A 20,156-nucleotide genomic window follows, 5' to 3' on the forward strand; every position below is an offset into this window, starting at 1 on the left:
AGTCCCCCCACTGTAGTCGAAACGTGCTTGATGGCGAATAGGCAGTTAACGGTATGTCGGATTAAACAAGGTGGCTGCCTGGGGCCGCGCTGCTGCCGCGCACGGTCAGCACGAACGGTAGGCGCACGTGTCGCTGGGTGATGGGCTTGTTCTCGATCAAGGCGATCAACATGTCCACCGCTTTCTGGCCGAAGGTTTCGGCCGGTTGGGAGATGGTCGTCAACGGCGGGTCGCAATACGCGGCAAACGGAATGTCGTCAAAACCCACCAGGGAAATATCCTCGGGCACCCGCAACCCCGTCTGCTTGATGCGCTTGAGCGCGCCGATGGCCATTTCGTCGTTCTCGCAGAACAGCGCGCTGGGGCGTTCGGTCAAGGCGAGCATTGTCCCGGCTCCTTCGTAGCCGGCCTTGAGAGTGAAATCCCCGTGGCAGATCAGTTCAGGTGCAAGGGCGATACCGGCGTTGCGCAGGGCGTCCTGGTAACCGGCCACACGGTCCAGGGTCAGAGGGCTGCTGCGCGGGCCTTTGATGATGCCGATGCGCCGGTGGCCAAGCCCGATCAGGTGCTCGGTCATGGCGCGCGCCGCGCTGCGGTTATCCAGGCTGATGGTCGGGTAGGGCGCGTCCTTCACCACTTCGCAGGCGTTGACCAGCGGCAGCGCGTCGGTGCCGGGAGGCAGGGAGACGAAGGGGTCGCCGGCGCGCAATTGGATCACGCCGTCGGCCTGATGGGCGTAGACCAGGGCAGCGAATTGCTGCTCGATGGCTTCGCGGCCCTGGGTGTCGCACAGCAGCAGCCGATAACCGGCCGCTTGCGCCGCTTGTTGGGCGCCGCTGATAACCCGGGCGAAAAAAGTGTTGGCGATTTTCGGCACCAGGATCACCAGGTTGCCGGTACGTCGGGAGCGAAACTGCACCGCCATCAGGTTCGGTCGATAACCGGCTTGCAGCACGGCTGCGTTGACCTTGTCCCGCGTCTGGGGCAGCACCCGCTCCGGGGACTTGAGTGCTCTGGACACGGTTGCCACCGACACGCCGGCCAGCCGGGCCACTTCACGGATATTGGACAAATTCACCTCGATTCGGCGCCTTGAAAACAGGCATGACCGCGAGCTTACCGCAGGTTCGATAGCTGACAAACGCTCATCGGCGATGCAAGGGGTTTGACACGGGGCAAAACCGAGCCTAGATTCCCGTCATGATGTAACCGGTTACATCAACGATCCGGACAGAAGAGAGTCGCGATGAATCCTGTAGCACCCAAAATAAGAATGGGCTTCGTTGGCGGTGGGGAGGGTGCGTTCATCGGCCAGGCCCATCGCCAGGCGGCGGGCCTGGACGGCGGTTTCGAGCTGGTGTGCGGCGCGTTCAGCCGCGACCCTCACAACAATCGACAGACCGGTGCGGCCCTGGGGCTCGCCGCGTCCCGTTGTTACCACGACTGGCAGCAGATGCTCGACGCTGAAGCGTTGCTGCCGCTGGACCAACGCATGGAATTGCTGGTGATCGTCACGCCCAATCACCTCCATGCACCGATTGCCAGCCAGGCGTTGAAAGCCGGTTTCCACGTGTTCAGCGAGAAACCCGCCGCGCTGAACCTCAAGCAGATATTGGCCCTCAAGGACGTGTTGCAAGGCAGTCGTTGCCTCTACGGCCTGGCCCACACCTACCTGGGTTATCCGATGGTCTGGCAGGCCCGTGAAATGGTTCGCTCAGGCCTGATCGGCAAGGTGCGCAAAATATTCGTCGAGTACCCCCAAGGCTGGCTCAGCCAGGACGTCGCCGCCCAAGGCAACAAGCAGGCCGAGTGGCGCGATGATCCGGCCCAGTCCGGGTTGGGCGGTTGCATCGGCGACATTGGCACCCATGCGTTTTCCCTGGCGGAGTTCGTCGCGGACCAACCCATCCAGCAACTCTGCGCCACCCTGGGCACCCATGTTCCGGGGCGGCAGTTGGACGATGACGCAGCGATGCTCTTCAAGATGAAGGACGGCGCCACCGGCGTGTTGCTGGCCAGCCAGGTCTGCACCGGCGAAGAAAACCCGCTGAAGATCCGCGTCTATGGCGACAAGGGCGCGCTGCAATGGCGCCAGGAAGAGCCGTCGAGCCTGATCCACCGCGCCTTCGACCAACCGCTGCGCATTCTGCGCGGGGGTGTCGGCCAGCCTTGGCTGTGCGAGGCGGCGACTCAGCGCATGCGTCTGCCGGCGGGGCATCCAGAGGGTTATCTGGAGGCGATGGCCAACCTGTACGGCGATTTTGCCCAGGCCATTCGGGCGCGGGTGGAAGGGCCGGACGTTCCTGGCGTACCCGGCATCGAGACCGGTTTGCGCGGCATGGCGTTTATCGAGGCGGCCCTCATCAATCACCGGGGCGACACAAAGTGGACCGCGCTGGAAACCGGAGAGTCGCAGCTGTGAATACACACGACCAAACACCAGGCGGCCTGCGCGGGCCGGCGATCTTCCTGGCGCAGTTCATGTCCGATGAAGCGCCGTTCGATACCCTGGCGGACATCGCCCGGTGGGCCGCCTCGCAAGGCTACAAGGCCATCCAATTGCCGACCCTGGGCACGCGTTACATCGACCTGGCCCGGGCCGCCGAGAGCCAGGATTATTGCGATGAACTCACGGCCACCTGCGCGGCGGCCGGCGTCGAGATCAGCGAGTTGTCGACGCATCTGCAAGGGCAACTGGTGGCGGTGCATCCGGCGTTCGACGCGCTGTTCGATGACTTCGCCCCGGCCCACCTGCGCGGCCAGCCCCAGGCGCGCACCGAGTGGGCCATCGAGCAATTGAAACTGGCGGCTCGCGCCAGCCAGCGCCTGGGCCTGAAGGCGCACGCGACGTTTTCCGGAGCTTTGTTGTGGCCCTACATGTACCCGTGGCCGCAGCGGCCCACAGGACTGGTCGAGCAAGGTTTCGCCGAACTGGCCCGGCGCTGGCTGCCGATCCTGGACTGCTTCGACGCGGCCGGCGTGGACCTGTGCTACGAGATCCACCCTGGCGAAGACCTGCATGACGGCGCCTCGTTCGAGCGCTTCCTGCAAGCCGTCGATCATCATCCACGGGCCGCCATTCTCTACGACCCCAGCCACCTGCTGCTGCAACAGATGGACTACCTGGGCTTTATCGACCGCTACCACGGGCGCATCCGGATGTTCCACGTCAAGGACGCCGAATTCCGCCCCGACGCCCGCTCCGGTGTATATGGCGGCTACCAGGGCTGGGTGGACCGCCCCGGCCGGTTCCGTTCCCTGGGCGATGGGCAGATCGACTTCAAGGCGATTTTCAGCAAGCTGACCCAATACGGCTTCGACGGCTGGGCGGTTCTGGAATGGGAATGCTGCCTGAAGGATTCGCAACAGGGGGCGGCCGAAGGCGCGGCGTTTATCCAGCGGCACATGATCACCAGGACGGCCAAGGCGTTCGATGATTTTGCCGGGGTCACGGCGGATGAGGCATCCAATCGGCGGTTGTTGGGGTTGTCTGGGTAGCGGCTGATCGCAGAAGCCTTGTGGCGAGGGAGGTTGCTCCCGCTGGGTGGCGAAGCCGCCCCAAATACAATGTTCCAGGCAGACCGCGTTGCCTGGTTTTACGACTGCTGCGCCCGAAGCGTCGGACCGGCCGAGCGGGAGCAAGCTCCCTCGCCACAAAAGCAGGCCACAAAAGCAGGCCACAAAAAGCAGGCGGCAACAGCAGCGCACGACTTTGTTTCAACAAAAACAACAACAAGACGGTGACGGTCATGACGACGATGTACGCACGCCTCAGTACGATGATGTTCCTGCAATTCTTTATCTGGGGTGGCTGGTTCGTCACCCTCGGCACGTTCCTGTCCAACACCCTGGGCGCCAGCGGCGAGCAGGTCGGCAGGGCCTTCGCCACCCAGTCCTGGGGCGCGATCATCGCGCCGTTCGTGATCGGCCTGATCGCCGATCGCTACTTCAACGCCGAGCGCATCCTGGCGGTGTTGCACCTGGTGGGCGCGGTCTTGTTGTACCGGTTGTATTCGGCGGTGGACTTCAGCGCGTTCTACCCGTTCGTGCTGGCTTATATGGTGATCTACATGCCGACGTTGGCCCTGGTCAATTCCGTGGCCTTCCGGCAGATGCGCGACCCCGCGCTGGAATTCTCGCGGATTCGAGTCTGGGGCACCCTCGGTTGGATCCTCGCCTGCGTGGTGATCAGCTATGCGTTCGCCTGGGATTCGCGCGAGTCGATCTCAGCGGGCGGCCTGCGCAATACTTTCCTGATGGCCGCGGTCGCTTCGCTGGTCCTCGGGCTCTACAGCTTCACGCTGCCCGCCACGGCACCGCTCAAGGAGCAGGCGAGCACCCGCGGCATCAAGCAGTCCCTGGGGCTCGATGCGTTGGGCCTGCTTAAGGATCGCAGCTACCTGGTGTTCTTCATCGCCTCGATCCTGATCTGCATTCCCTTGGCGTTTTATTACCAGAACGCCAACCCGTTCCTGGCCGAAACCGGGATGACCAACCCGACGGCGAAAATGGCCATCGGGCAAGTCTCCGAGGTGCTGTTCATGTTGCTGTTGCCGCTGTTCATCCAGCGCTTCGGCATCAAGTTGGCGTTGCTGGTGGGCATGCTGGCGTGGGCGTTGCGCTACGTGTTGTTTGCCTATGGCGATAACGGTGAGCTGGCATTCATGCTGTTCATCGGCATCGCCCTGCACGGCATCTGCTACGACTTCTTCTTTGTCTCGGGGCAGATCTACACCGATGCCAAGGCGCCCAAACACCTGCGCAGCTCGGCCCAGGGCTTGATTACCCTGGCGACCTATGGCGTGGGGATGTTGATCGGTTTCTGGGTGGCGGGGCAGGTGACCGATCACTTTGTCGTGGCAGGCGGGCACGATTGGAAAAGCATCTGGCTGTTCCCGGCCGGTTTTGCGCTGGTGGTATTCGTGTGTTTCCTGCTGACCTTCAGTGGTCGGCAAGGGGTCGTGGCACCGTCCGAGGCATGAGCAAGGGCAGAACGTCAGTCACTTGTGACTGACGCTCAGCTTGGTGTACGTCACTTTCCCGCCTTCGTTGGAGTAACCCTTGTTGTCCAGCGTGTAGACGCCGGCCTTGAAATAGAAGTCGTAGCCGTACCAGGACTTGTCGAGCTTCACCTTTTTGCCACTGTTGCCGATCAGCACCGAGAGCTGGCCTTGCTTGTCCATCTGCAGCGTATAGGAGAAGGACTTGTTCAACGGCACCTTGGGCACGGTGTAGATCACCGGGCTTTTCTTGTCCTTGGGCTTGACCCGGTATTCCACGTCAATGTTGCCGGTGCCCTTTGCATAGCGGTAAACCAGTTTCAACAACGGCGTCGGCGCATTCTTGGCGTGAATCTGCGCCACCACTACACGGCCTTCCGAAGGCACCTGGTTGACCGTCAATTCACCCTTGAGGGTGTTGACGCCACTGTTGTAGCGCCAGTTGCGGTGTTTCCCGTCCCGGCTGGTTTCCCGCAGTTCTGAGCGCGGGTAATCGCTGTTACCGGTATGAGAGCCGGTGACGGGGGCCCAGAAGACAATCCTCTGGCCGTTATTGTCGAAATACTTGTTTTTCAAACTCGGCATGGCTTTGGTCGCCACGACCTGCGCGGGCGTTTGCACCGGCAGGGTGACGCTCCAGACCGTCACGTCAATCATGATGAAACCCTCCAACGGGACCGGCCGCTATCTGGCGGCCGTCAAGACAAAAAACAGCCTTCCGTGGCGTAGTCTTGATGTTATCGACGAGGGTCTGTTTCGCTGGAGGCGTACCTGACGGATGGCTCTGTGATAAGCCCCTCAGGCCGAAAAACCGGGCAGGTAATCCTGTGTCATTTTGTTGCTGATCGGGTAGAGTACGCGCCGCCCGAGAGATGGATCCCGGGCGTTTTCCCATGGAGCGTCAAATGAACCACCTCAGCAAAGTTGTCGCCTGCGCACTGTTCGGCCTGGTCCTGGCGGGTTGCACCGGCACCCCGATGAAGACCCAGCAATACGACAGCAGCCAATACACCGTCGTCGGTCACAGTGAAGCCAAGGCCACCGGCCTGCTGCTGTTCGGCGTGATCCCGATTCGCCAGAACAACCGTTTCGTGCGCGCCCAGAACGCAGCGATCCAGGCCAAGGGCGGCGACGCCATGATCAACACCCAAGTCCAGGAAAACTGGTTCTGGGCCTGGGTCCTGACCGGTTACACGACTTCAGTTTCCGGTGATGTGGTCAAGCTGAAGAACGTTCAGTAAACCCAAGCGTTAAAGGTAGGCGAGCTTACCTGTGGCGAGGGGATGAATCCCCTCGCCACAACAGCCCCCGATCATGCCTCCTCTTTCAGCGTCCTCCCACCACCATGTGACTGAACGGCGCCACATACGCCTGCAATGTCACCAACCCGCCCACCAGAATCGCCAGTACCACCGAGTGGAAAAACACGTAGCGCAGGATTTCTCCTTCGTGGCCGTACCACCGTGTCGCGGTGGAAGCGACCACGATCGACTGGGCGTCGACCATCTTGCCCATCACCCCGCCTGAACTGTTCGCGGCAGCCATCAGCACCGGGCTGATCCCCAGCTGTTCCGCCGTGACCCGCTGCAGACCGCCGAACAGCACGTTGGAAGCGGTGTCCGAACCGGTCAGCGCCACGCCAAGCCAGCCCAGCAGGGTGCCGAACATCGGATAGAAGATGCCCGTCGCGGCGAACGCCAGGCCCATGGTGGCGTCCAGGCCCGAATAACGCGTGAGGAAACCCAACGCCAGCATCGCCACGATGGTGATCAGCGAATAGCGCACCACCCAGAGCGTTCGCAGGTATTGGCGCACCAGTTGCGGGATGGAATAACCCATCAGCAGGCCTCCCACGATTGCCGCCAGGAAGATGCCACTGCCGGTGGCGGTGAACCAGTTGAACTTGTAGACCGCTTCCTCGGTTTTAGGCTGGGGCACCACGGGCGGGACTTTTTCGATCTGTTGGTGGATGGTGCCGAAGGTCAACAGCGGCGAGAAGATCGGATTCGCCTCGCGCATCGGCTTGCCTTGGGGGGCGAGCCTGGCCGATTGCGTCTGCGGGTCGATGGTCGGGCGGGTGTCGAAAATGTTCTTGAAGCCCTGGGTGCCCCAGGCGAATACGAACACCGTGAGGATGATCCACGGCATCCAGGCGCGCAGCACGGCGGGTCGAGCGTCATTGGAAAACGCGGCGCTGGCCACTGGTGTTTGTTGTTCGCTGGCGTCGATCTTCGAGTCGTCGTGCCGGCCGGTCAGCGCCGCCGAGGTGTGAATCGTGGCCGGTTTCCAGATTTTGAGAAACCCGGCCAGGCAGGCCATGGATATCAGCGCGGCAATCACGTCCACCAGCATCGGCCCGTGGTAGTTCGACACCAGAAACTGCGGGATAGCGAAGCTGACCCCGGCCACCAGGATTGCGGGCCATACTTCAAGCATCTTGCGCCAGCCGGCGAACGCCCAGATCAGCCAGAACGGTACGATCACCGAGAAGAACGGCAATTGTCGGCCGACCATCATCGACAGTTCCATTTCATCCAGGCCGGTGACCTTGGCCAGCGTGATGATCGGCGTGCCCAGGGCGCCGAAGGCCACGGGAGCGGTGTTGGCGATCAATGCCAGGCCCGAGGCGGCCAGCGGCGAAAAGCCCAGCCCGATCAGGATCGCCCCGGTTACCGCCACCGGCGTGCCAAAACCCGCCGCGCCTTCGAAAAACGCGCCGAAACAAAAGGCGATCAACAGCAACTGCAAGCGGCGGTCATCGGTGATGCGCGCCAGGGAATCCTGCAGGACCTTGAACGAACCGTTCTCGGTGGTCAGCCGGTGCAGGAAGATAATGTTGAGCACGATCCAGCCGATGGGCAGCAGCCCGTTGGCCGCGCCATACAGGGCCGCTGAACCGGCCATGTCGGCGGGCATGCCGAAGGCGAAAATCGCGATGAGCAACGCCGAGGCCAGGGCATACAGCGCCGCCAGGTGTGCCTTGACGTGAAAGAACGCCAGGGACGCCAGCATCACCACCACCGGGACCGCCGCCAGGAACGTCGACAGCACCGCATTACCGAAGGGATCGTAGACTTGTTGCCAGACCATGTTCCACCTCTGCTTTTTATTGTTGGAAGCGCAGGCCCCGGGGGGATTGGCAGAGAAGTATAGGCGGGGATTTGCCGCTGGATTGCCCGCGACTCCCTTTGTGGCGAGGGGATTTATCCCCGCTGGACTGCGCAGCAGTCCCAAGTTCTTTGCCATTGCAGAAATCTTGGGGCGGCTTCGCCACCCAGCGGGGCGGTGCGACGTTTCGCTAAATCCCCTCGCCACAAAGGGAATGTGCAACGGCTATCGCGCTTCGACGTTGTCCAGCGCGCGGTTGGCGAGCATCGCTCCCAGTTCGATCAACTGCAGGATGCCCAGGGCAACGTGTCGTCGCGAGCCGTCCAGGTCGAACGCCAGGTCGTTGATCATGGCATCGGCCGAGGCGAGGGTTTCGCTGAGGTTGGCGAGCAGGGCTTCGGTGTCGATGCCTTCATTCACGGTGAACAGCCGGCCTGGGTCAGTTTTCGATTGGCTGGACTTGGGCTTGAGGTAGAAGTCGAGGGCGCGGTCGGCGGCTTTGTCGAAGTCTTTCGAGTCGGCTGGATCGGTGTCGGGAGGGTTGGGGGTTACTTTGAACATAGATGGAACTCCAAGTCGAAAAAAGGAGCCATCCACTCTCGCTACCAAACGAAGGGTGGCGGCCATACGCGGGTTGGTAGACCGGTGACCTGGCAACCGGCGCGTCCGAAGACGCCCTGCGCATGACCGCCATAACAAATGCCATAAAGGCCTGTAGAGCTGTGCAATGCGCCAAGTCAAAAGCCGGGCTACCAAACCCGATCGCTGATTTTCAGCGACCGAGCAACAGTAAAGCCCGGCCCCAAGGCGCACAAGCCGGCGGATTCTGGCGTAGTTGTAGGTAAGGGCGCAAGGCGACGTAGCCCGAACCCGAAGGATCCTACAACCGGATAAACACGGCCCGCTGCTGGACGAGGAATCTGGGTTAACCCAAAACCCGTGGCGAGGGAGCTTGCTCCCGCTGGACTGCGCAGCAGTCCCAAGTTCTTTGCCATTGCAGAAATCTTGGGGCGGCTTCGCCACCCAGCGGGGCGGTGCGACGTTTCGCTAAATCCCCTCGCCACAAAAGCACCTCGCTTGTTTGAGGCGTGCCCGCTCAGCCCTTCGCCGCCATCGCCGTCACTTCCACCCGCATCCCTTCAACCGCCAACGCCGCCACGCCGACAGCCGCGCGCACGGGCCAGGGCTTGGCAAAAAAACGTTTGTAGACTTCGTTGAAGGCCGCGCGGTCGGCCATGTCGGTGAGGTAGATGGTCAGGTGCAACACGCGGTCCATGGAACTGCCGGCGCGTTCCAACGCGGTCTTGAGTGCCTGCAACGTGCATTCGCTCTGCGCCGTGATATCGCCCAGTTCCAGGCTGCCGTCGGCGCGGGTGGGGATTTGCGTGGAAACCAGCAGGCCGCCGAAGCCGGCGACGTCGGATGAGATGGAGTCCGTGTCCGGGTCGGGAGTGAACGTGATGTCTGGGTTCGCCATGGAAGTCTCTTGCTCGTAAAAGAAAAAAGGCCAGTCACTTCAAAGCGACTGGCCCGCCAGTTTAGCGCCGATTATCGAGCTGTCAGCGATTTCCGCAACTGGGGCGGATAACGGTCACCGGCGACCCTGGACCATCCGCTTGGCGGCCAGCACGTGCTCCAGTTGCGGTTCGTCGACGGCCACGTGCGCGGCCATGTGTCGTGCCTGTTCCCAATCCAGGTCAGGGCGCAACCACTGGAGGGCGTTTTCGCCAGTGAAGGCCAGCAGTCGCTGCTGTTGATTGGCTATGTCGCCATAAGTCACCAAGGCCAGCCCGTCGCAACCGTTGGGCGTTTCACTGGCCTGGGCCAGGGCGGCGAGAAAGATGGGCGACGACTGCCGCGAAGTCGTATAGCTCAGGCGGTTGGCCTGGGCGGGCGCGATGGTGTCCGAGGCGGCTTCATACCAGCCGTCCACCGCTACCAGGACGCGGCCGTCGCGCTTGATCCGGTCAAACACTTTGGAGCGCATCACCAGGTGCAAGGGCAGGTGGGTCAAGGGCGGCATCGTGCCCATCGACCAGACGGGCGACCACCCCCAGCGCACCTTGATGCTTTCCAGGCGCCCGCCACGGTTGCGGATGGCGCTGACCTGCATGTTCGGCTTGATCACGCTTTGTCGGTCATGAAGCGCGGGAGCCGCCGCGGCGTGAAGGCTGTCGGCGGACAAGCTTGATTGGTTGGCGCCGAAGGGCTCGCGCTGGGCAAAGAACGCCAGGGAATCCTTGGAAGAAACAGGCTGAACGAAACATTCACACATCGCGAAAACTCCAGGCAGATTTGTACGACACCCCCCGCCGTGAAAGCCCTGGGACCGCTTCGTTTGCGGTGGGCTGCGGCGGTGTTATGTACCTCCGAGCCGGCGCGCCAGCCCTTGGTTCGATAATCCTTGTTCCGACCTGATGAGCGGAAAATCAAGCGGCAATTCATCCACTTATGCGACCGCCCATCGTCTGCGTGGAGAGCTGCGCATTTCTCCAGGGTCGTTCGTTTTGTGCCCCAGCGCCGTTGCTTCGACGGTGCTTCGCGTGGCCTCTGATGAAGGAGATCGACCCATGACCAAAATCGATAATCTGCTGGATAACAAAGGGACGCCCCTCGACAAGCAGACCTTTACCTGGCGTGAGCTGGCCGGCAAACCGATCAGCAAACTGGACGACGATGCGTTCACCCGTGTGCGGGTGATATTGATGAACGGCGTCGAGTCCGACGCCCTGCGCCTCAAGCATTTCGGTGCGCGTTTCCACAAGGAGCTGCAACTGCCCCTGGCTCAGGTCAGGCGTGCCGAACACCATCAGATGACGGCCATCAACTGGTTGCTGTCGGCGGATCATTCCCCCCTGGAAACCACCGTGGCCTACGAACAGGTCGCCATCGAAGTCACCGCCGCGGTGGCCCAGAACGAGCCGGATCCTTACCAGGCGCAGACATACCGCTTCGGTTTGCTGGAAGATTTCGACCACCTCTACCGTTACGCCGCGATGCTTGATCGCCTGGAAGGCAAGGACGCCAATAACATCCTGCAAGGCTACACGGACATCGTGCCCGGCCGGCCCACCAGCGAGCACCACCGCGCCCCCGGCGATGACCTTCGTGACAACTATCAGAAGGACAGCGCCGCACTGATCACCAAAATCCATGCCGCGCTGATTACCGGCGCGGAATACCAGACCCACGATTACTACATGAACATCGGCCCGCTGTTCGCTGACCCGGTGGCACGGGCGTTGTACGCCGAGATTGCCTCGGTGGAGGAACAGCACGTCACCCAGTACGGCTCGCTGCAGGACCCCAGCGAATCCTTCATGGAGAAGTGGCTGGTGCATGAGGCGATGGAGGTCTACACCTACGCCAGTTGCGCCGAGCAGGAAGAAAACCCGCGCATCAAAGCGATGTGGGAACGTTTCCTCGACTACGAACTGGGCCACTTGAACCTGGCCTGCGAGTTATTCAAGAAACACGAACGGCGCGATCCCGCCGAAATCCTGGCCGGTCCGCTGCCACGCATGATTGCCTTCAAGAGCCAGCGCGATTTTGTCCGCGAGACGTTGTCCCGGGAAGTCGACCTGCGCGCCCATGGCATCGACTACGTGCCCAAGGAGCGCGAAGGCCATGCGTCCCTCGACTACCGCGCCCAGCTCAACAGCGAAGGCGTGCCCGCCAACATCGCCTCGGCCGGCTACACCTTCAAGCCCGGCTCCGAACTCAACCCAGTGGGAGAACAGCAATGAGCGAACGCCAAGTCACCATCGGCATGAATCGTACCGGCACCCAGATGTCTCCCGAGGACACGGCTCGCCAACTGGAAGCCACCCGACTGTTCCCGGCGGACGTGCCCGGCGACATCAGCGACTACACCGCCGAACGCGAGCGCGCCATTCGCGAGGCCGACCTGATAGGCTCGGTGCCGGCGCCAGGCTCGGTCAAAGGCATGGTCAAGACCGCGTTGGACAAGACCATCGGCAAGGCGCCGGAAGTGTTGCTGGACAAGCTCGGCGAACGCCTGGCCTTCGAGCGCACCGGCGTGAGGCTGTATGAGGCGATGGTCGCCAAGGCCACGTCCGCGCCCGGTGCCGACCCAGCATTGGTGGAAACCTTGCGTCAGATCCAGGCCGAGGAACTGGAGCACATGAACATTGTGCGCGAAGCTATCGAAACCCTCGGCGGCGACCCGACGGCCATGACGCCTTGCGCGGACGTGGCGGGCGTCAAGGCCATGGGCGTGCTGCAAGTATTGACTGACCCACGCACAACCGTCTCGCAATCGATGAGCGCGATCCTGACCATCGAACTGGAAGACAACGCGGCTTGGGAACTGCTGATCGAGCTGGCGCACAAGGGTGGTCATCCGCTGATCGCCAAGCGCTTCGGCCATGCGCTGGAACAGGAGGAAACGCACTTGGCCACGGTGCGCAACTTCATCAAGCAAGACCTGCTTGCGCAAGTGAGCTGAGCTTGCTTGTAACTGGCTCCACCCTGGTTGACCCGGGGTGGGCCGCTGGTTCGAACTTCAAAAGGACAACCGCCCGTGAGTGAAACCGACCTTGAGATGGAATTGAAAGCCTGGCGGCTTTTGCTCGAAGACGACGCGTATCGCCTGGACTTTCCCGAGGATTATCGCGACACGCTGATTCGGCGCGCCGATGAATTGGTGTTGCATCAATTTATCAGCCTGGAGGACTGGCAACTGCTCAAAGATGCGGCCGATCAGGCGTATCAGCAGACCGTGGAGATGCTTTCGAGGAACCAGCGCGATTGTTTGAATGTGAAGGGGATGCGGTTGCCTGGTGGCTGAATGCGAGGGCCTCGTCGCGAGCAGGCTCGCTCCCACACTCGTCCTTCAGCAGCAGCGCAACCGACGTCAACACTGCCCCCCCTGTGGGAGCGAGCCTGCTCGCGATGAGGCCGGTACATCCAGCATATTCATTCACTGAAACCCCGCCATCGTCGGATCGCCGCACGGAGCAGGCTCGCTCCCACATTGGATCTCCCCATTTGGATTCATCCCTGTTCAACACTCGGCCAGACCACCTCCTTGCGCTCGGCCCGAGGGAAGTTCAGGCACTGCCAGCGCCAGGCATCCTCCAGCATCCGCTCAAGCCCATGACGGGCGCTCCAGCCCAGTTGTTCGGCGGCCTTGCCAGGGTCGGCCCAGCACCGGGCGATATCGCCCGGGCGACGCGCCTCAAAGGCCAGCGGCACCGTCTCACCGGTCACGCGCTCGAACGCGCTGACCACCTCCAGCACCGAATAACCACGCCCAGTGCCCAGGTTCCAGATGTGTACACCGGTCTGCCCACGCAGGAACTCCAGCGCCCGCAGATGCCCCTCGGCCAGGTCTACCACATGGACATAATCCCTGATCCCCGTGCCGTCCGGCGTCGGGTAGTCGGAACCGAATATCCGCAGCACCTCCCGCTCACCGTTGGCTACCTGCAACAGGTACGGCAAAAGGTTGTTGGGCGTCTGCGTCGGCGTCTCTCCCAGTAGGCCGGAGCAATGGGCGCCGATGGGATTGAAATAGCGCAGCAGGCCGATGGACCAGCGAGAGTCCGAATTCGCGGTGCAACGCATGACATGCTCGGCCATCAGCTTCGACTGGCCATAAGGGTTGGTCGGCTGTCCCGTTGGGCAGGTCTCGGCGATGGGCATCTGTGGGCAATCGCCATAGACCGTCGCCGATGAACTGAACACCAGGTTGAACACGCCGGCTTCGGCCATGGCCTGGCACAGCGTCACGCTGCCACTGACGTTGGTATCGAAATACCGCAGCGGCTCGCGCACGCTTTCGCCCACGGCCTTGAGCCCGGCGCAGTGAACGACGGCTTCGATGGGATATTCCTTGAACACGTTATCCAGCGCCCGTCGGTTGCGCACGTCGGCATAGACAAAACCGGGCTCGCGTCCCGTCACGTCCGCAATGCGCTGGAGTGTCCCCCGGGAGCTGTTGCAGAGATTGTCCAGGATCAGCACCCCGTTGCCCTGGTTCATCAACTCGACCGCCACATGGGCACCTATGTAGCCCGCACCACCTGTTACCAGAATCATCTCAATCCCTCTCGGTTGTCCCTGTCCTGATGTCTCATGGGCGAGACATTCGGCGTTGATCGGCGGTCTCGCTTCGGCAGTGGTGCGCGTGGGAGACATCAGCCTGTTCTGTTGAGTGTGGTGGTGTGCGTCAGGAGTTCAGAGCAGTTGACTGATCGGTGCGTGCAGTTTGTCGGCTGGCTTCAACAAGTTTTGGAACGGCTTTGGAACCGGTTTTCTCCAACGTCCACAAGGCCAAGCGCGAGGGGAGTCTTCAGGTCTTGTTTGCCAGGCGGCCAGCGCCAGATTCCGGTGGGCCCAGCATCGATCTCTAGAAAAGGAACGTCACATGAATCAACAAGAACAACTTCACCCCAAGCAGAGCGCCGCTTCCACCACGAGCCTGCGACCCACGCTGTTGTGCCTGTCACATTTGCGCTGGGGTTTCGTCTACCAACGGCCCCAGCACGTGATGTCGCGATTGGCCAGGGACTACGACGTTCTGTTCTTCGAGGAGCCGATTTTCGAAGGGCGGCAGACCGCGCACCTGGAACACTATGGGGTGGCCGAGGGCGTGACGGTGCTGGTGCCCAGGCTTCCGAAAGGGCTGGATGAAGCCCAGGTGATCGATGCCCAGCGCGAGCTGCTGGACGCCTGGCTGGCGCAACACTGGCCGAGTGAGCTGATGCTCTGGTACCTCACGCCCATGAGCCAGGTCTTCACCGATCACCTGGAGGCCAACGTGGTGATTTTCGATTGCATGGACGAGCTCTCGGCCTTCAAGTTCGCCCCGCCCGCGCTGGTGGAAATGGAGCGGCGGTTGATGGCAAAGGCCAACGTGGTGTTCACCGGCGGCTACAGCCTGTGGGAGGCCAAACGCCAGCACCATGACAACGTCCACGCCATGCCCAGCAGCGTTGATGTCGCGCACTTTGCCGCGGCCCGACAGCCGATTCCGGACCCGGCGGACCAGGCCGCGATTGCTCATCCGCGGCTGGGGTTCTTCGGGGTCATCGACGAGCGTTTCGATATCGACCTGGTGAGGGAACTGGCTACCCAACGCCCCGAGTGGCAGATCGTGCTGATCGGCCCAGTGGTCAAGATCGATCCGGATACATTGCCGCGCTCGCCTAATATTCATTATCTGGGCGCCAAGCAATATGAGGAGTTGCCCGCTTACCTGGCGGGTTGGGACGTGGCGTTGATGCCGTTCGCCCTGAACGAATCCACGCGCTTCATCAGCCCCACCAAGACGCCCGAATACCTGGCGGGCGGTTGCCCGGTGGTGTCCACGCCGATCCGTGATGTCGTCAACGGCTACGGCGGCAGTGGCGTCGTTGCCATTGCTGATTCACCCCAGGCATTCATCGAGGCGATCCAGGCCGCGCTGGACCTGCGCACCCAGCCAGGCGTGATTGCGCAGTACGCCGATAAAGCCCTGGACGGCATGTCCTGGGACAAGACGTGCGCAATGATGAAGGAGCAGATCGAATGCCAACGATAACCCTCGAGACCCTGGACAACTCACTCGATGCCACGCCGTACGACTACCTGATCGTCGGCGCCGGTTTTGCCGGCAGCGTACTGGCCGAGCGACTGGCCGATGGGTTGGGCAAGCGCGTCCTGCTGATCGATCGTCGCGATCACATTGGCGGCAACGCCTACGACCATCTGGATGAGGCGGGGGTGCTGGTCCATCGCTACGGCCCGCACATCTTCCACACCAACGCCCAGCGCATTATCGATTACCTGTCGCGGTTCACCGAATGGCGGCCCTATGAACATCGGGTCCTGGCCCAGGTCGACGGCCACCAGGTGCCGATTCCGATCAACCTGACCACCCTCAACACGCTGTTCGGTTTGTCCATGGATGAAGCCCAGGCCGAGGCGTTCCTGGCGCAGCGGGCGGAGCCGGTCGAGACGATCCGTACCTCCGAGGACGTGGTCATCAACCAGATCGGTCAGGAGTTGTACGAGAAATTCTTTCGCGGCTACACCCGCAAACAATGGGGCCTGGACCCTTCGCAGCTGGACAAATCGGTGACCTCGCGAGTGCCGACACGCACCAACACGGACGATCGGTATTTCACCGACCAGTTCCAGATGATGCCCTTGCACGGCTACACGCGAATGTTCGAGCGCATGCTCGACCATCCGAACATCGATGTGCTGCTGTCCACCGATTTCAAGGCTGTGCGCCAGCGCATTCCACATCGCGAACTGGTCTATTGCGGGCCCATTGATGAGTACTTCGACCACTGCTTCGGTCGGCTGCCGTACCGCTCGTTGCGTTTCCAGCACGAAACCATGGATCAGGAGCAGTTTCAGCCGGTGGCGGTGGTCAATTACCCGGACGAGGCCGTGCCCTACACGCGTATCACCGAGTACAAGCACCTCACCGGCCAGCAACACCCGCGCACCAGCGTGACCTACGAATTTCCCTGCTCCGACGGTGACCCGTACTACCCGGTTCCGCGTCCGGAGAATGCCGAGTTGTACAAGCGGTACAAGGCGTTGGCCGACGAAACGCCGGGGGTGACTTTTCTCGGGCGGCTGGGCACCTACAAGTACTACAACATGGATCAGGTGGTAGGGCAGGCGCTCGCGTTGTACCAGCGTATCGCCGAGCAAGAGGGTGTTCAGGCGAAGGTCCACGAGGTCGAGCCAGGTTGATGCCTGGCTCCGCCTTTGCGTACAGGAGACCGCAACGTGCAGGACAGGATCTTCAGCAGTTTCATGATGGCCGGCTACGAGTGCTCCACCCAGCGCCGCGCCGATGGGCGCCGATTGGACATGCTCGCGGCGACTCGCCACGACCGCTGGGCAGGCGAGGATTATCGCCAGCTCGCCAGGTTGGGCATCCGTTGCGCCAGGGATGGCCTGCGCTGGCATCTGATCGAGCAGCAACCGGGCCGTTACGACTGGAGCAGCTTCCTGCCGATGCTGCGCGCCGCCCGGCGTTGCGATGTGCAAGTGGTATGGGACTTGTGTCATTACGGCTATCCCGACGACCTGGACATCTGGCGCCCCGCTTTCGTGGAGCGGTTTGCCCGCTTCTGCGCCGCCGTGGCGCGGTTGATGCGCGAGGAGGGGATCGAGGTCCCGTTCTACTCGCCGATCAACGAGATTTCTTTCTGGAGCTGGGCCGGCGGCGACGTCGGTTATTTCAACCCAGGCGCGCAGCGTCGGGGTACTGAACTCAAGCATCAGTTGGTGCGCGCAAGCATCGCGGCCATCGAAGCGATTCGAGAGGTCACGCCCGGTGCGCGGTTCGTCCAGTGCGATCCACTGATCAACGTACTGTCCTCGACTCGGCGAGCCGAGGACATCGAGGCCGCCGAGGCGTATCGACAATCCCAGTTCGAGGCCTGGGACCTGCTGACAGGCAGAAGCTGGCCGGGGCTGGGCGGACGAGAGGAGTACCTGGATATCGTCGGGGTGAACTTCTATCCCCATAACCAGTGGTTCCTCCATGGCAATCGGATCGAGCCGGGCAGCCCCGAATATCGCCCGTTGGTGGGCATGCTCAGCGAGGTCCACCAGCGCTACCGCAGGCCGATGCTACTGTCGGAAACCGGTGCCGAAGACACCGCCCGTGTTCCGTGGTTGAACTACATCGGCGAGCAACTGGCGCTGGCCATCGAGCGGAAAATTCCGATGGAGGGAATGTGTTGGTATCCGTTTCTCGATTACCCGGGCTGGGACGATGATCGCTACTGTCCCACCGGTGTGTTCGGTTATGCCGACAATGAGGGAAGCCGTGCGTCCTTCCATCCACTGCTGGTGGCAATCACCGCGTTGCAGGCGCGCTTCGCCTCACCCGTGGCGACGGCACAAGTGCCATGAACAGCCAGCAACCCCATGGGCTGCCGTTGCCCAATACGGCGATCGCTTTTCTCTGGCGCTACGTCACCCTCAGGCCGTGGCATTTCGCGACCTTGTTTTTGCTGATTATCGGCGCCGCGAGCTGCGCCGTGGCGGTGCAGTTCGGTATGAAGCTATTGGTGGACGCGATGGCCCAGGGCAGGGAGGCCGCCGGGCATGTGTGGCTGCCGTTCACGGTGTTCATTGCCTTGATCGTGATCGAAAACGTGTTCTGGCGCTCCGGTGGCTACCTGGGTTGTCGGACGGTGGTCGCCAGTTGCGCGGACCTGCGCATCGACCTGTTCAATCACCTGACGGGCCATCCAATGCGCTATTTCTCCCAGCATTTTGCCGGGGCCCTGGCCAATCGGATTTCCTCGGCGGGCGCCGCGGCTGGGTCCATCTACGGTGGGCTGGCCTGGAAAATCATCCCGCCTTGCGTCGATTTCATCGGGGCCGTGGTGGTGTTGTTCACCGTGCGACTTTCCATGGGCATCGCGTTGATTGGCGCCGTGGTCGTGGTGGCAACCTTGATCACAGTGATGGGCCTGCGAGGCCGCAGTCGCCACATCGACTTCGCGTCCCAGTCCGCGCGCGTCGGCGGCGAGCTGGTGGACCAGGTTTCCAACGTCTGGACGATCAAGGCTTTCTCCGCCCGGCATCGGGAACGGCGTCGACTGGAGCAAGCGATAGGTGTCGAGGCCAAGGCTCAACGCCGCAGTTGGATCTACCTTGAAAAAGCCCGGGTCCTGCATGACATCTGCCTGTCGATCATGGCCGGCGGCATGCTCGGCTGGTCGATCCTGTTGTGGCAGGACGGGCAGATCACCCCGGGCGATGTGGTGATGGTCAGTGCATTGTCGTTTCGCATCCTGCACGGCTCGCGGGACCTGGCCCTGGCTTTGGTGGATACTTCGCAGCAAATGGGCGTGATCGCCGAGACCCTGCGCATCATCGTCCAGCCGCACGCCCTCAGCGACACCCCGGCAGAACTGGCGCCGGGGCGCGGCAACATTCGCTTTATCGACGTCAGCTACAGCTACGCCGACGGTCGGGGTGCGATCAAGCACCTGTTCCTCGATATTCCCGCCGGACAGAAAGTCGGCATTGTCGGCCCTTCGGGGGCGGGCAAGTCGACGCTGGTCAGTCTGGTCCAGCGCCTTGACGATGTGCGCAGCGGGGTGATCCTGATCGATGACCGGGACGTGCGCTCGGTCAGCCAGGACAGCCTGCGCAGACAGATCGCCGTGGTGCCCCAGGAACCGGCGCTGTTCAATCGCACCATCTACGAGAACATCGCCTATGGTCAGCCCGATGCCACCGAGGAACAGGTGATCGACGCGGCCCGCCATGCCTATTGCGAAGAGTTCATCCGTGGCCTGCCGGACGGGTTCAATACCCTGGTGGGTGAGCGCGGCGTGATGTTATCGGGCGGTCAGCGCCAGCGCCTGGGGTTGGCGCGGGCGTTCCTGAAAAACGCGCCGATCCTGATCCTCGACGAAGCCACCTCGGCCCTGGACACGGAATCGGAAGCCAAGGTGCAAATGGCCCTGGACGACCTGATGCGCGGCCGCACCGTACTGGCAGTGGCCCATCGGTTGTCGACGGTCGCAAGGTTCGATCGGATCCTGGTGCTGCAGGCCGGAAGAATCGTCCAGGACGGCGCGCCCGATGAACTGCGCCAACGCGCAGGGCCGTTCCAAACGCTGTGGCAGGCCCAGGGGATGGAGTTAGGCAAGCGCTAGCGCCTCAAATGTGCCACCGCAGGGCAGTGTTGTTTGTTGAATTTAGCCACACCGCAGAACCTGTTGTAGGAGCGAGCCCTGCTCGCGATAGCGGTGGCTCAGCTTGCAGAGATGTTGGATGTACTGTCGCCATCGCGAGCAGGCTCGCTCCCACAGGGGGGCAGTGTTGTGTCTTGAACCTGGCCACACCGCAGAACCTATTGTGGGAGCGAGCCCTGCTCGCGATAGCGGTGGTTCAGCTTGCAGAGATGTTGGATGTGCCACCGCCATCGCGAGCAGGCTCGCTCCCACAGGGGGGCAGTGTTGTTTGTTGAATTTGGCCACACCGCAGGGCTTTTTGTGGGAGCGAGCCCTGCGCGCGATAGCGGTGGTTCAGCTTGGGGAGCTGTTGGATGTG

The 20,156-nt window shown here is 62.1% G+C and carries 18 protein-coding genes; 11 read left to right on the top strand and 7 right to left on the bottom strand.

Going from position 1 to position 20,156, the window contains the following annotated elements:
• Positions 1–61: 61 nt before the first annotated feature.
• Positions 62–1,072 carry a LacI family DNA-binding transcriptional regulator gene (locus tag ACLK1G_RS13735; protein WP_420765928.1) on the bottom strand — a complete coding sequence of 337 codons (1,011 nt, stop codon included), beginning with the start codon at positions 1,070–1,072 and terminating at the stop codon, positions 62–64.
• A gap of 174 nt (positions 1,073–1,246) precedes the next feature.
• Here ACLK1G_RS13735 and ACLK1G_RS13740 point away from each other — a divergent pair, with 174 nt between their 5' ends.
• The 3 genes from ACLK1G_RS13740 (at position 1,247) to ACLK1G_RS13750 (ending at position 4,982) form a co-directional block, all read left to right on the top strand.
• Positions 1,247–2,422 (top strand): Gfo/Idh/MocA family protein, encoded by a 1,176-nt coding sequence (locus tag ACLK1G_RS13740; RefSeq protein WP_420765903.1) that lies wholly within the window; start codon positions 1,247–1,249, stop codon positions 2,420–2,422.
• A complete protein-coding gene (locus ACLK1G_RS13745; RefSeq protein WP_420765904.1) occupies positions 2,419–3,498 on the top strand; it encodes a sugar phosphate isomerase/epimerase family protein in 1,080 nt (359 codons plus the stop codon). Before ACLK1G_RS13740 ends, ACLK1G_RS13745 begins: the two co-directional genes overlap by 4 nt.
• Before the next feature lie 251 nt (positions 3,499–3,749).
• Positions 3,750–4,982, top strand: a complete 1,233-nt coding sequence (locus ACLK1G_RS13750) for a nucleoside permease (RefSeq protein ID WP_420765905.1) — start codon at positions 3,750–3,752, stop codon at positions 4,980–4,982.
• A gap of 18 nt (positions 4,983–5,000) precedes the next feature.
• On the opposite strand, the gene ACLK1G_RS13755 is transcribed toward ACLK1G_RS13750, so the two are convergent.
• Complete coding sequence (locus tag ACLK1G_RS13755) at positions 5,001–5,657, bottom strand: polysaccharide lyase family 7 protein (RefSeq protein ID WP_420765906.1); 657 nt, start codon at positions 5,655–5,657, stop codon at positions 5,001–5,003.
• A gap of 248 nt (positions 5,658–5,905) precedes the next feature.
• Between ACLK1G_RS13755 and ACLK1G_RS13760 the strand changes: the two genes are divergently transcribed.
• Complete coding sequence (locus ACLK1G_RS13760; protein WP_420765907.1) at positions 5,906–6,241, top strand: hypothetical protein; 336 nt, start codon at positions 5,906–5,908, stop codon at positions 6,239–6,241.
• An 85-nt stretch (positions 6,242–6,326) separates the two neighbouring features.
• On the opposite strand, the gene ACLK1G_RS13765 is transcribed toward ACLK1G_RS13760, so the two are convergent.
• The 4 genes from ACLK1G_RS13765 to ACLK1G_RS13780 all read right to left on the bottom strand — a co-directional run bounded on the left by ACLK1G_RS13765 (position 6,327) and on the right by ACLK1G_RS13780 (position 10,383).
• Positions 6,327–8,090: an L-lactate permease gene (locus ACLK1G_RS13765; RefSeq protein WP_420765908.1), complete on the bottom strand. Its 1,764-nt coding sequence runs from the start codon at positions 8,088–8,090 to the stop codon at positions 6,327–6,329.
• Positions 8,091–8,333: 243 nt separating this feature from the next.
• Positions 8,334–8,669, bottom strand: a complete 336-nt coding sequence (locus ACLK1G_RS13770) for a DUF6124 family protein (RefSeq protein ID WP_420765909.1) — start codon at positions 8,667–8,669, stop codon at positions 8,334–8,336.
• A gap of 535 nt (positions 8,670–9,204) precedes the next feature.
• Positions 9,205–9,585 (bottom strand): RidA family protein, encoded by a 381-nt coding sequence (locus ACLK1G_RS13775; RefSeq protein WP_420765910.1) that lies wholly within the window; start codon positions 9,583–9,585, stop codon positions 9,205–9,207.
• Between the two features lie 114 nt (positions 9,586–9,699).
• Positions 9,700–10,383 (bottom strand): SOS response-associated peptidase family protein, encoded by a 684-nt coding sequence (locus ACLK1G_RS13780; protein ID WP_420765911.1) that lies wholly within the window; start codon positions 10,381–10,383, stop codon positions 9,700–9,702.
• Positions 10,384–10,678: 295 nt separating this feature from the next.
• On the opposite strand from ACLK1G_RS13780, the gene ACLK1G_RS13785 reads away from it, so the two are divergent.
• The 3 genes from ACLK1G_RS13785 to ACLK1G_RS13795 all read left to right on the top strand — a co-directional run bounded on the left by ACLK1G_RS13785 (position 10,679) and on the right by ACLK1G_RS13795 (position 12,918).
• Complete coding sequence (locus ACLK1G_RS13785; protein WP_420765912.1) at positions 10,679–11,854, top strand: hypothetical protein; 1,176 nt, start codon at positions 10,679–10,681, stop codon at positions 11,852–11,854.
• Complete coding sequence (locus tag ACLK1G_RS13790; RefSeq protein ID WP_420765913.1) at positions 11,851–12,576, top strand: ferritin-like domain-containing protein; 726 nt, start codon at positions 11,851–11,853, stop codon at positions 12,574–12,576. The genes ACLK1G_RS13785 and ACLK1G_RS13790 overlap by 4 nt, the downstream gene beginning before the upstream one ends.
• A 75-nt stretch (positions 12,577–12,651) precedes the next feature.
• Positions 12,652–12,918 (top strand): hypothetical protein, encoded by a 267-nt coding sequence (locus tag ACLK1G_RS13795; RefSeq protein ID WP_420765914.1) that lies wholly within the window; start codon positions 12,652–12,654, stop codon positions 12,916–12,918.
• A 206-nt stretch (positions 12,919–13,124) separates the two neighbouring features.
• On the opposite strand, the gene galE is transcribed toward ACLK1G_RS13795, so the two are convergent.
• A complete protein-coding gene (gene galE, locus ACLK1G_RS13800; RefSeq protein WP_420765915.1) occupies positions 13,125–14,171 on the bottom strand; it encodes a UDP-glucose 4-epimerase GalE in 1,047 nt (348 codons plus the stop codon).
• A gap of 328 nt (positions 14,172–14,499) precedes the next feature.
• Here galE and ACLK1G_RS13805 point away from each other — a divergent pair, with 328 nt between their 5' ends.
• The 4 genes from ACLK1G_RS13805 to ACLK1G_RS13820 all read left to right on the top strand — a co-directional run bounded on the left by ACLK1G_RS13805 (position 14,500) and on the right by ACLK1G_RS13820 (position 19,759).
• Positions 14,500–15,654, top strand: coding sequence for a glycosyltransferase family 1 protein (locus ACLK1G_RS13805; RefSeq protein WP_420765916.1), 1,155 nt, complete (start codon positions 14,500–14,502; stop codon positions 15,652–15,654).
• Positions 15,642–16,823 carry a UDP-galactopyranose mutase gene (glf, locus tag ACLK1G_RS13810; protein WP_420765917.1) on the top strand — a complete coding sequence of 394 codons (1,182 nt, stop codon included), beginning with the start codon at positions 15,642–15,644 and terminating at the stop codon, positions 16,821–16,823. Before ACLK1G_RS13805 ends, glf begins: the two co-directional genes overlap by 13 nt.
• 63 nt (positions 16,824–16,886) lie before the next feature.
• Entirely contained in the window at positions 16,887–17,996 is a 1,110-nt protein-coding gene (locus ACLK1G_RS13815; RefSeq protein WP_420765929.1) for a glycoside hydrolase family 1 protein, read from the top strand.
• A complete protein-coding gene (locus tag ACLK1G_RS13820; RefSeq protein WP_420765918.1) occupies positions 17,993–19,759 on the top strand; it encodes an ABC transporter ATP-binding protein in 1,767 nt (588 codons plus the stop codon). The genes ACLK1G_RS13815 and ACLK1G_RS13820 overlap by 4 nt, the downstream gene beginning before the upstream one ends.
• Positions 19,760–20,156: the final 397 nt, after the last annotated feature.

It is taken from the genome of Pseudomonas algeriensis, assembly GCF_048847255.1.
Taxonomy (GTDB): domain Bacteria; phylum Pseudomonadota; class Gammaproteobacteria; order Pseudomonadales; family Pseudomonadaceae; genus Aquipseudomonas.